At 66.4% G+C, this 11,400-nt stretch carries 12 protein-coding genes; 9 read left to right on the top strand and 3 right to left on the bottom strand.

Annotated features, from left to right (window positions below; genetic code table 11):
* Window positions 1-534: 534 nt before the first annotated feature.
* The gene (locus AC08OU_RS16760) at window positions 535-1,170 is read left to right on the top strand and encodes a hypothetical protein (protein ID WP_476605264.1); all 636 of its coding nucleotides are present in this window, start codon (window positions 535-537) and stop codon (window positions 1,168-1,170) included.
* A gap of 30 nt (window positions 1,171-1,200) precedes the next feature.
* Window positions 1,201-2,019, top strand: coding sequence for a protein kinase family protein (locus tag AC08OU_RS16765; RefSeq protein ID WP_476605265.1), 819 nt, complete (start codon window positions 1,201-1,203; stop codon window positions 2,017-2,019).
* On the opposite strand, the gene AC08OU_RS16770 is transcribed toward AC08OU_RS16765, so the two are convergent.
* On the bottom strand, window positions 1,934-2,551 hold the full coding sequence (locus AC08OU_RS16770; protein ID WP_476605266.1) for a flavoprotein: 618 nt from the start codon (window positions 2,549-2,551) through the stop codon (window positions 1,934-1,936). The genes AC08OU_RS16765 and AC08OU_RS16770 overlap by 86 nt on opposite strands.
* Window positions 2,548-3,771 carry a helix-turn-helix domain-containing protein gene (locus AC08OU_RS16775; protein ID WP_476605267.1) on the bottom strand — a complete coding sequence of 408 codons (1,224 nt, stop codon included), beginning with the start codon at window positions 3,769-3,771 and terminating at the stop codon, window positions 2,548-2,550. Before AC08OU_RS16775 ends, AC08OU_RS16770 begins: the two co-directional genes overlap by 4 nt.
* A 255-nt stretch (window positions 3,772-4,026) precedes the next feature.
* Here AC08OU_RS16775 and AC08OU_RS16780 point away from each other — a divergent pair, with 255 nt between their 5' ends.
* From AC08OU_RS16780 to AC08OU_RS16790, 3 genes are read left to right on the top strand one after another with little or no spacing between them, the layout of a single operon-like run.
* On the top strand, window positions 4,027-4,299 hold the full coding sequence (locus AC08OU_RS16780) for a hypothetical protein (protein ID WP_476605268.1): 273 nt from the start codon (window positions 4,027-4,029) through the stop codon (window positions 4,297-4,299).
* Between the two features lie 4 nt (window positions 4,300-4,303).
* A complete protein-coding gene (locus AC08OU_RS16785; protein ID WP_476605269.1) occupies window positions 4,304-5,032 on the top strand; it encodes an SAM-dependent methyltransferase in 729 nt (242 codons plus the stop codon).
* On the top strand, window positions 5,002-5,151 hold the full coding sequence (locus AC08OU_RS16790; protein WP_476605275.1) for a hypothetical protein: 150 nt from the start codon (window positions 5,002-5,004) through the stop codon (window positions 5,149-5,151). Before AC08OU_RS16785 ends, AC08OU_RS16790 begins: the two co-directional genes overlap by 31 nt.
* On the opposite strand, the gene AC08OU_RS16795 is transcribed toward AC08OU_RS16790, so the two are convergent.
* Window positions 5,148-5,852: a DUF2637 domain-containing protein gene (locus AC08OU_RS16795; protein ID WP_476605270.1), complete on the bottom strand. Its 705-nt coding sequence runs from the start codon at window positions 5,850-5,852 to the stop codon at window positions 5,148-5,150. The two genes, AC08OU_RS16790 and AC08OU_RS16795, sit on opposite strands and share 4 nt — an antisense overlap.
* 474 nt (window positions 5,853-6,326) lie before the next feature.
* Here AC08OU_RS16795 and AC08OU_RS16800 point away from each other — a divergent pair, with 474 nt between their 5' ends.
* From AC08OU_RS16800 to AC08OU_RS16815, 4 genes are all read left to right on the top strand, one after another.
* The gene (locus tag AC08OU_RS16800) at window positions 6,327-7,007 is read left to right on the top strand and encodes a Crp/Fnr family transcriptional regulator (RefSeq protein ID WP_476605271.1); all 681 of its coding nucleotides are present in this window, start codon (window positions 6,327-6,329) and stop codon (window positions 7,005-7,007) included.
* A 968-nt stretch (window positions 7,008-7,975) separates the two neighbouring features.
* A complete protein-coding gene (locus AC08OU_RS16805) occupies window positions 7,976-9,970 on the top strand; it encodes a hypothetical protein (RefSeq protein WP_476605272.1) in 1,995 nt (664 codons plus the stop codon).
* A gap of 76 nt (window positions 9,971-10,046) precedes the next feature.
* Window positions 10,047-10,745, top strand: coding sequence for a hypothetical protein (locus tag AC08OU_RS16810; RefSeq protein ID WP_476605273.1), 699 nt, complete (start codon window positions 10,047-10,049; stop codon window positions 10,743-10,745).
* Entirely contained in the window at window positions 10,742-11,281 is a 540-nt protein-coding gene (locus tag AC08OU_RS16815; RefSeq protein WP_476605274.1) for a Pycsar system effector family protein, read from the top strand. Before AC08OU_RS16810 ends, AC08OU_RS16815 begins: the two co-directional genes overlap by 4 nt.
* Window positions 11,282-11,400: the final 119 nt, after the last annotated feature.

Raw genomic sequence — 11,400 nt, forward strand, 5'->3', positions numbered from 1 at the left:
GCAGAAGTAGCCGCTGGGGCAGTCGGAGGCGGCGGCGTGTGCCGTCTCCGCCGTCATCCCGCCCACCAGGGCGGAGGACAGCACGGCCAGGGCTCCGGCCATCGCGGCGCGGCGTCGAATGCGCATGAGAGTCTCCTGTCGGAACGAGAGTCGATGATCCGGTCGCGGCGGTCGTCGAGGCCTCCACGACCCGGTTCGCATCCTGCAACCCCGTGCCGCGCGACAGTGAGCGATTCCTCTCGGAGTGAGACCTCTCAGTTGCCGTTACGCACTGCAACTGTATCTATTCGCAGAGCTACCTATCCGCTAGCCTCCGGGTAGGCCCGGGTCGGGGGATGGCCGATCGGCAGGGCACGGAACGGGGATGCCGTGACCGTCGCGGTGAAAGTCGTTTGCCCGCCTGCGGGCTTGCCAGCGGATCACCTCCTGGCGTCAGGGGACACCGTCGGGTTCGGCCGTGTCTCCGCCGGCTCCCGGCCGGACGTGGCCGTCAGCGACCGGCGCGACGTGTCCCGGCGTGTGGGAACGATCGCGGTGGCGCAAGATCACTGGCTGTTGAGCAACCATACCGACCGCATGCTCGTGGTCGCCTCGGTGGACGAGGGCGGCACCTTCGTCCGAGTGCCACCGCGGCGCCACTGGGCGCCGGTCCCGTTCGAGATCAGCCGCATCCTGTGGCCGCACCACGGTGGGGAGCTGGCGCTGCTCGATGTGTTCGCGATGGACTTGAGGTTCGAGGACACGGCGGGGTCCCCGACGTCCGGGGACACGACGTCGTTCACGTGGCACCGGAGGTCGAAACACTTCCTTGTGCTCGTGGCCCTCTGCGAGGCGCGGCTGCGGGACGATCGGAGCGAGGAGATCCCGGCGATCGAGGCGCTCACAGCCCGCCTGCGCCGGGTACCGGCCTATCGCGACGCGACGCAGACGGTGGTGAACGCCCAGATCGAATACCTGGCCGTGAAATGCGGAAAGGACCCGCACAACGAGCAACGGGTTCGGTTCGACGGTCAGAAGCGGCACAAGATCGTCGGGTATGCCATGCGTTACGGCATCGTGCGGTGGGAGGATCTGCGCCTGATCGAACCGTTGCCCGGCGGTGTCACGCCGCCCGAGTCCATCGATCTGGACGGGACGACGACGGTGCGGGCTCCGGAGCGCGGCCGATGACCGCGAACGCCGTCGACCGACCGACGCTCCATGTCCCCGGTCGACTACCGCGTTGGCCGGTGGACGGTCCGGCACCTCATCGCCGCGGGGCAGTTCGGCACCGTCTACGCCGCTTGCCGCGCCGGTTCCGAGGAGACCCTTTCGCGGCCACAGGACGGGCGGGACGACGGTCCGCTCCGGGCCGCGATCAAGTTCACCCGGTCACTCACCGAGCACGGCCGTACAGGCCTCCATCTGTGCATGGAGCGCGACCGCCTGATCCGGGAGCAGGGAGAGACTCCCTGGGCTATCACGGTCCACGAGCTGGTCGACATCCGCGACGACCACCCGCCGCGGCTCAACGGCGCCACCGCGGTCGTCATGGAACTGGCGGAGTGCAACCTCGAGAACCTCATGGGCGTCCCCGGCGTGAACGTCGAGCGCCTGTTGTACGACACCTGCCAGGCGATCGCCGGCATGCACGAGTTCGTGGACGGGCAGGGTTCGGTCTTCCACGGCGACCTGAAGCCGAGCAACCTCCTGGTGCTGGAGGATGGCACCGTCCGGCGCGACCGCCATTCGCTGGACAAGAGAATCCGAGCTCGGCGTCGCAGATCCGCCGAGAATCGGCACGCAGGGACGCACGAACCGAAACCGCTGCCAAAGCGTGCCGCCGAGCGTGCCAGGCGTGCCGCGGACAGTGTGCGGCCATCCGGAAGGGGCGTCATCAACCCCTCGCCTGTCAGCTCCGGCTGGTTCGTCGCGGCGGCGACGTCGACGGGGCCTACCCGTCGCGACTCGCACCGTCCTCCCAACCGGGTGGGCCGGAGCCGGTGGCTGGGACGTGGCCGGTCACGGCTTTCAGCGTGAGGTGCCAGGGGTATTCGGCGAGGTGCTGTGAGCCGGTGCCGGGTTCGTGGAGTTGGTAGACGTCGTCGCCGAGCAGGACTGTGACGCCGCAGGCGCGCAGGTCGCCCACGCTGCGGTCGAACGCCGGGTGTGCTGCTTGGGCGCGGTTGACGAAGGGGAGGGCGACGAGCGGGAGTTTCTTGCCGATGGCTTCGGTGATCAGGCCGAGAGCGAGGGTGTCGCTGATGCCGGCGGCCCACTTGTTGATGGTGTTGAAGGTGGCGGGCGCGACGATGATGGCGTCCGGCGGCGGCAGGACGTCCGGGGTGCCTGGTTCCTTGTACTGGCTGCGCACCACGTGCCCGGTCAGCGTCTCCAACTGCGGGATGTCCATGAACCTGGTGGCCTGCGGTGTGGCGATGACAGCGACGTCCCAGCCTGCCTGCTGAGCGGCGGTGACGAGTTGGTCCACGTGGCGGGCCGGTGGGGCGGCGCAGCAGATGACGTACAGCACCGCAGCCGCAGGATCGGCCGGGGGTTCGGTCGGGGTCACGCGGTGACACCCGCGTGTTGCGCCAAGCGTGCGAGATCTGGGGATGGCCGGGTGCGGGAGCGGCGGATGAGGTCAGCGATCAGATCGCGGGCCGCCGGGCGGCAGCGGATCTCCTTGGGGGCGATCTCGTCGGCTTCGAGCAGTGCCCACAGGGCGTTGTCCCGCTTGCCCGCCAGGCTGTAGGCACGGGCGATTTCGAGCAGGTGATTGGCTCGTCGTTCCTTCGGCAGGAGGGTGAGCTGCGGCGTGTGCAGGCCGGTGGCGACCTGCAACGCGGTCGTCCACTCGTGCAACTCCACCATGGCAGCGACCTCGTGAATGACCACGTTCGTAGGGCCGAACGCCGTGTAGTAGTCGTTGCGGTCAACGCCCAGCGATGCGGCCGCGGCGCGCGCCTCGCCGAGGAAGTGGCGGGCGGTCGCGGCGTCGTCCGCCTCGGCTGCGCCCATGGCGCCCTGTAGCAGCAGATGGCCGTAGACCGACTGCTCCGGGGCAGAGACCGCGCGACCAGCTGCAAGGCGGTCCGCGGCCTCCCGAGCGGTCGCCACCGCCGCAGCGGGTCCACTGTTGTCCCGCAGCGCGTTCACCACCCGGAACGCGGCACCACCGAACACCACCGGATCGCCACTGGCAGCGGCCGTCCTCAGTCCCCGCTCGGCGGCGATCCATTCCAGGTCGACATAGCCGAGCTTGCGCGTCGTGGACGCGATGATCTGGTGCGTCTCGGACAGCAGGCCGGCGGCCAGGTCCCGGTCGTCGGCACGCGCCGCGGCGGTGGTGGTGACCTCGTCCAGGAGCCGCGCCAGGACCGGGCCGAGCGCGGCGTAGTCCGACGCCTGGAACGCAGTCCAGGCGTGGTCGACGTGCCGGCGCAGCCGCGCCAAGGTCACCGGCGTGTCCGTCTCGCCAGATGGTTGCGGCGCCCCGTCATCTGCCACGTCGTAGCGCTGCAGCGCCGCCCTGATCGCGGCGATCTCCGCCGGGTCCACGCACTGCGCTCCGCGCTGGAACGAGTCGTCGTCCAGCAGAACGTGAATGGGCAGGTGCAGCGCTTCGGCGACCTGCTCCAGGACCGAGATCCGGTCCAGCTGCCGCTCCCCTGTTTCGATCTTGTCGACCCAACTCGGTGAGCGGCCCATCAGATCGGCGAAATGCCCCCGGGTGAAGCCTCGACGCTCGCGCCAGAACCCCACCCGGCCGCCGACGCCTGACGTACGCACCCGCTCGCTCCCCCAACCTCCGGTCCGCGATGAATCGAGGCTACAAGCCTCCGGCGAGCACGGTATCGAGCAGGCACGACGACGACCTCGGACAAACTGTCCGAGGCTCTCCCTTGGCCACGGGGCACGCTGACCGCCAGCAAGCAGCGGGCCGGCGGCCACCGTCGCTGGACTCGCTGAGGGCACGGACCCACGGGGAGCGTCATGGCGCACAGAGCGACTTCGGGCGTTGCCGGCAGGCGAACGGTCAGCGGTGTGTCGTTGGATCTGCCGCTGTCCACCGGGGGCGTCGTCCGCGTGGAGTTCAGCATCGGCGGCGACCTGATGCACGTCCGCTACGCCGGCCACGGCGCCGCCGTCCTCGACCGCGCCCGGCTGCGTCGCTGGCTGGCCGCGCCCCAAGGGGAATGGGCCACCGACGAGGTCATCTTCGCCCTTGATGGCGAACGGATCGGGCTGATGCTGCGCGGACTCGGCTGGTGGCCGCTGACCGGCGACGCCGTCCACACCATGCGAGCGGCGGTCTGAGGAGATGGCCACCCAAGCCCGGATCGAACAGCCCGCGACGACCGCACGTGTGCAGGACCACTGGCTCGGCGGAAAGGACAACCTCGCCGTCGACCGCGCCGCTGCCGACGCCATCCGTGCCGTCGCGCCGTGGGTCGCCACCGGCGCCCGAGCCAGCCGATCCTTCCTCCGCCGAGCGGTGATCTACATGACCGGAGCGGGCATCGACCAATTCCTCGACCTCGGCTGCGGCCTGCCGCACGACCCGACCGTCCACCAGATCGCCCAGATCCGGAACCCCCGGGCGCGAGTGGCATACGTAGACCACGACCCGATGGTGGTGGCGCACGCCCGGGCACGCCTGGCGACCGACGAACGCACCATCGTCATCGAGGCGGACACGCGGGAACTGGGCGACGTCCTCGCCCTGCCGAACCGGCTGCACGTCGACCTCACGCGACCGGTCGGCGTCCTGATGGTCGGGCTGCTCGAATACCTGACCGACCAGGAAGCCACGGACCTGACATGCCTCGTGCGGCGGTCGTGCGCATCCGGCAGCCACCTCGCCCTGACGCACCTGACCGCCGACCCCGCTCTGGTCCAGCGGCCCGCGGGCAGCGGCCAGACCGGGGTTGACGCCGACACCTGGCGGCGCCGAACCCTTGCCGCCGCCGAGCTCCACCACGCCACGATCGGCCCCTGCGCCTGCGAGACCACCAGCAGATCCAGACCTACCTCCGGGGATCAGAACTAGTGCGCCCAGGACTGATCCGAGCCGACCGCTGGCGCGCCCCCGGGATCCGCGGACCCGCACCCGTACCGGTACTCGCAGCCGTCGGGCGCCTCCCCACCCGACCAGCTACACCGGTCTAGCCCGGTCCAGCAGACGCCTCACCACCCTCACCCATGGGTGCCCGCCGCAGCGGCAGCACGTTGCACCGCTCGCCCTTCAGCGTCCGCAGCAGGAAAGACGCTCGCGCGTTGGACACCGGATAGCCCTGCGCCCGCAGCGCCTCAGCCAACGCGTGCCGCGAAAGCCGACGCCCCTGCTCGTCCATCAGTGCCGCCGCTGAGCGAGCGGCCGGCAGCAACGCGATCACCGTCGGATCCTCCGCGGACGGCTCCCGTGGCTGCTCGGCCGCGAGCTCCTGCCGGGCGCGCGCCGGGCCATGCGCGACGCCCGTATGCGCCAGAGCGATCTTCACCATGACCAGGAACCCCAGCGCCGGAATCGCCGCGGCGATCCAACCGAGCACCGACCGCTCGGCGTCCACCACCTGCGCACCCAGCGACAACACGACGGCGACCGCCAAGACACCGGCCGGGAACGCCACCGACATCCCAGCACGCTTGCGCCGCCGCAACTCCAAACCCGCCGCGATCGACATCAACTCCAGGACGACGGCGTCCGCCCACGCCAACCACCCTTCCTGACCATGCGCCTCAGCGACGTCGTGCACATGCGTGAAGCTGCCCGCGCCCGCGGCCAGCCCGATCACCAACATGATCGACACCTGCGCCGCACCCTCGAACGACCGCGGCCCGGCGTCCCCACCCCCTCGCGCCGCGCTCACCGGTGACCACCGAACCGAGCCCGAGCGCTCGAACCACAGCCGGCACAGCACAACAGTTGATCAATTCACAAGGGCCCGAGTCTGTCCGACTGGAGACTCGAAAGTCCTCCCCGTGCCGTCCAGTCCTGCGGAAAAATCTGCGGACAAACGATCAAGAGGCCAGTCCCACTACCTCGGGAACTAGCCTCTGACCTGCGCAAATATCCGTGGACGTGCTCGCCACTTACTCGCACTCTTCACCAGAGCGCTGGGCGTCACCAAGATCGAAGTTCGCCCAGTGATCGGGGCTGCGGCTCGTCGCCGAGCGTTAGCCACACCTTGGTCACCTGGAGGTAGGCCGAGACGACGAACGAGGTGCCGACGAGGATCAGCCACTGGATGTTGGCCCGCCCCAGGCATCTGCGCCGTCAGTCACCCTCTGTTCAGCGCCGGTTCGCTTAGTACAGTCGAGGGACGCGCAGCCAGGAGGAGTGAGTGCCAGGGCTCTTCGACTCGCTTCCAGGCGACGCCTGGGACGCTCTGATTCGTGCTGGGCGAGTGCGAAAGCACTCGCGCGGCAACGTGCTCATGCGGCAAGGCGAAGAGGGCACCCACGTCTTGCTACTCACGCACGGCGCCGTAAAGATCACCCGCGTAGAGCCTGACGGCCGGGATATTCTCCTGGCCGTCCGCGGACCAGGCGAGGCTCTCGGGGAGATCACTGCGTGGGACGGGGGCCAGCGCTCAGCAACAGTCGTTGCTGTCACCCCGGGAATCACGTACACGGTCTCGGCCGAGCGGTTCCGCGACATGGTCGAGAGGTTCGAGGCGTCGGACGTCCTGCTGAGGCACGTTCTGTCAAGGCTCCGCGAGGGAGAGGACATACGGGCTGACCTCACCGACCCCTCCGCTACTCAACGAGTGATTCGTATCCTCCTCCGACTTGGCGCCACCACGGGTCGCGGTCATCGAGAAGGCCTCGCACTTGAGGTTGGCCTCTCCCAAGAAGAGCTGGCCAGAGCCGTGGGCCTTTCCCGCTCGGCCTTCGCCGCCGAACTTGGCGCGCTACGCAGACGTGGGCTGATCAGTACAGGGCGACAGCGCCTCGTCCTTCACGATCTTGCCCAGCTTCGCGCCTTGGCCGACGACTCGCAGCCGTGGCCGCGGATCGTCTGAGTCGATCCCCCGCTCTGTCCAGATCTGCACAGATCCGTCGCTCTCCTATGTCATCGTCGATGCGAAGCACACGTGTACACCCGATGGGAATGAGAACCGAGGATCGCGATGACGCATCTGTCAGCAATGGGCACCACCGCCCTGCCCCCCTACCATGCTCTGCTGGCGGTGGACGCAGAGGGCTTCAGCCGAAACCCCAGCGCTCGTCTACCAGCTCTAACAGGACTGCTCTCAGATGTCCTTCAGGACGCCATGGAACGCAGCGGGCTAAACCAGGTCTGGAATGATCGTCGCTTCCCCCAAACCGTAGGCGACACCTATGTTTTCGGCACGCCGCCGGCATCGCTCCCGTACCTCATTCACCCCTTGCTGGACACGCTGCAAGAGGTCCTTACTGAGCGGGATGTCAGTCTACGCGCATCACACCGCGACATGCGGTTGCGTTTGCGCCTAGCAATTCACGTAGGCCCGGTGCCGGGCGACGCAGCAGAGACCTCGCTCGAGCGGGCATCAACCCCAACCAACGAGCTATTCCGACTAGTCAATGCGAGGCCGACACGGCGCGTTCTGTCGTCGACCAATCCCGACGTTACAATGCTCGCGGCAATTATTTCCCAGCGCGTATTCGAGGACGTCGTTACAGCTGGATACACTGCTTTACATCCTGACCAGTTCTCCCCAGTCACGGCTGAAGTCAAGAATTTCGCTCAACCAGCCTGGCTTTACGTGCCAGCACCGTCACATGACCGAACAAAGCCGGAGTCGACCAACCAGGAAGTGACGAGGGATGGTCAATCCCATGAACCCGTATCGCCGACTTCAGGACCCACGACGACAGTGCATGGTGATGTAGGACAAAGCGTCACGGCAGGACTCATTAGCGGCGGACTATCTACTACCTTCAACACCGCACCGTTTGGGCAGCCTAACGGTAAGCGACAGCAGGGCGAGAGCGAGGGGGACTTGTAATGACTATTCAGGACGGGCGCTCCGGCACTGACCCGGGACTCGCGGTCTACGGCGACGTGGCCTCCCTCGTGACCGCGCAGCAGGTCCAGGGGGACGTGGTAACTCACCACCATTACAGCCGAAGAGTTGCCGCGGCTGCACTCGACCCCACACTTCTGCGGAGTTGTGAGCAAACGTTCGTGTCGCCACCGGGGTGGTCGGAGGCTCTGAGGAAGCTGCAAGAGATCGGAGCCGTCGGCTTGGTAGGGGCTCCCTGCAGTGGCCGGCGGATCGCCGCGGTCAACCTGCTAATCCACGCGGGCGTGAAAATTCAGGAGGTGATGCCGGATGTGGATGACGCGGATCGCAACCTTCCCGCCGAGGATGGCTACGGGTACATCATAGACCTGTCTTCACTCGCCGACACACCGTCCATCGCCCGCATCGTATTGGACCGCTACCTGCAGGAACTAGGAGGCGCTCACCGTCCGGTCGTCATCCTGGCCACTCGGCGAGTCGCTGACGATGTCGATCTCGCACGCCGCAACATGGCCGTCGTCTTAGGACTACCGGATGCCGGTGAAGTTTTCCGGCGCACGCTCTCCTCAGTCATTGGTAGTGAGGCAGCGCAGAATTGGTTTGACGAACCAAGGACACAGGCACTGCTTGCAACAGCAACCCCTGCTGATGCAGCACGTCTGGCCTACCTCGTTCGGAGTGTCACGACACAGCGAGGCGATAGAGAACTACGCCACGTCGAGGAGGTCATCGCCGCTTACGGAAACTGGGAGGAGGAGTTGAAACGATGGGACGATACCGTCGAAGGGATGGGGGACGCGGCGGACCGCCGCGCAACGCTCTTGGCTGCCGCGGCATTCGAAGGAACCACTCCCAGCACCGTCTTCATCGCTGCGGACGCTCTGCTTTCCGCCGCGGGACTAGAGCGCCCAGCTGGCCGAGGGTTGGCCGGGCCAGGTCTGGCCGCGCGCTTAGACCAGGTGAGCGCGGTCGTGCGCGATGGAGCGGTCACCTTTGGTCGTACGGACTATGCCAAGTCCATTCTCGATCGGGTCTGGACCGACCGCCCCCAACTCCACACGACCATTCAGCGTTGGCTCACCGATCTGCAGAAGACACTCGGGCAGCTCGAACGGGATCGTGGCGCCCGGACCCTCGTTGAACTCGCCGTTAGGCAACAGGAAGCCGGGCTTGTCCTTGACACTGCGGCAGCCTGGGCACGGCAGGATCTCCGCGTGGCGGCGTCGCGGCTACTGGCCGACGCGGCAGTCACCGAAGAGATTGGCCGCCCGGTACGACGGAGGCTTTACGAGTGGGCAAAGCAGCACGGTGCCGCAGAAGAGCTGCACTTGCTTGTCGCCGACGTGTGCGCTAGTTCCTTGGCAGAGCAGTATCCGCAGGTCGCCCTCACCCGCCTCCGGCACCTCGCGAACCGCGACACAATTTCGGTGCAGCAGGCCTTGGCCGGAACTATCTGTCAGCTCGCCGAGGGCGACAAGATCGGCTTCCAGCTCGAGCAGGAGCTTGTGGAATGGAGCGATGCCAACCAACCGACCCGTGCCGCCACCGGCGCGACCGTGTTCTTGCGCCTCGCCAAACTTCGGAACGCCGACGGCGCGATCGTCATGCTAGAACGCCTGCCAGGGCACGACTTTGTGCAGGTACTCGGTCGCGGCTGGCGGCAGGCACTACGGCAGCCCGTAACGCGAGACGAAGCCGCTGCGACAGCCGCGACATGGCTGGACGCAGTCCTGCAGGGCTGCGCGCCCGAAGAGCTTGTAGTCGGCGTCTTCGCTAAAGCCTGTCGTAGCAGCATCGACCTTGCGCTAATCGGTCCCGCCGTCGAAGCCTGGTTTCGGCGGGGCGACGACCATGTGTCGGAGGCACGGGTGAGACTGCACAGTGATTTGATGCGCGCCATACATGACAAGGACGGTTTGGGGCCATCAACGCAGAACGCCGAGGAAGGAATAGCTAGTGTCGAGTACGTGGGCTAAGCGATACCGGGCCTGGCTTCGGAAGGCACGCTCCGGCTACGTCGCACAGGTTGAGGTAACGCAGCGGGTGCTCCTAATGAGCGACATGCAGGAGATCCCTTTCCGCGGCCGTCTCGTCCTACATTTGCATGCCGGACCTAGCTATGACATAAGTCCCGCCAGGCAGGCCGACCTATTCGACCAGGTCAAGGCGGACGTCGAAATTGTCACTCAGCGCTGGCCCGTTGCCTATGTCGAGGAAGCGCAGTACGCCCTCACCGCCGCAATTTCCCGGAGCATCCGTCCCCCCGGAGTGGCGAGTCTTTCGGTGCATCTTAGTGTCGATGCCGAAGTCCGCGCGGTGTCCGTGAAGTCGCTCGCGGCGAGGCGCATTGGCACATTGGCCGGTGAACATCTCATGGCACGTATCGCTGAGTGGAACCACTTACGCGACCAGGTACTTCGCGATCCAGCCTTGGCACGTCTGTGGTGGCTTGACGGCCGCTCTGAGTTGCTGTCCGAAATGGTTGACATGGGCGAAGTGTTTGAGCATGCGGCCACCTTGGTCGAGAGATCAACGGCGGACGGCCCTTCATCTATCCAGCTTATTGCAGGCGTACTCGACAAATTTCTGGGGGACCTGGAGCCAGGTCATCACCGCCAGCTCCTCGGCCAGTTGGAGAAGGTGTTCACATCCTACGAACGGCCAGAGTTGGCCGTTGAGCTCCGAGGGATGTCTTTAGAGTCAGGGGTTAACGGGTCGGGCCTCCTCAATCCCACAGCGGTCCCACAGTGAACCCGACGCCGTCGCACCAGCCGGAAACCGAGGAGCTGTCAGCAGCGCTCGCAGCCTTGGGCTCCTTCCAGGCACTTACGCAGCAAATTGACTCCAAGGCGAACATGTTGCTTGCGGTCCATTTCGGGCTTGGCGCACTAGTGGCGAGCCAAACTTGGAGCAGTGCTCAACCGTTGTCTACCCCCGTGGGCCTGATAATCGGTATCGGTTACCTGATCACCTTTGTGGTGAACGGCTATGAGGTCGCCCAGATCATGAGGCCGCGAATTGCACATGCCAGTCCGGGGAATCCCTTTGCGTTCAATTCTCATGGGGACCACCCGGCGAAGGCCGTCGACCCTCTTCTCCACAGCGGGCCTGCGGTCACGGTGCGCCCCTCAGCCCCAACCCGAAGCGCTGAAGCATGGGAGGTGGCGCGGTCCATGTCCGTCATTGCCGCAACGAAGAATCGTCATGCCTCTAGGGCCATCGGGTGGACCTGCGCCATGGTCTGCATTGCCCTCTTCTTCCTCACGCTCGCCAGTCCCTCGACGTAGCAGCCTGGTGGCACCGTCAAGCTCATATCCCGACGCGTCGCCCATGGCGCAGTGTCGTCAGCTGGCCTACCGACCTTGGCGTCTACCTGGGCTATTCACGCAGCCTCGGTTGACATGGA

This window comes from Frankia sp. CcMO1, assembly GCF_977945845.1.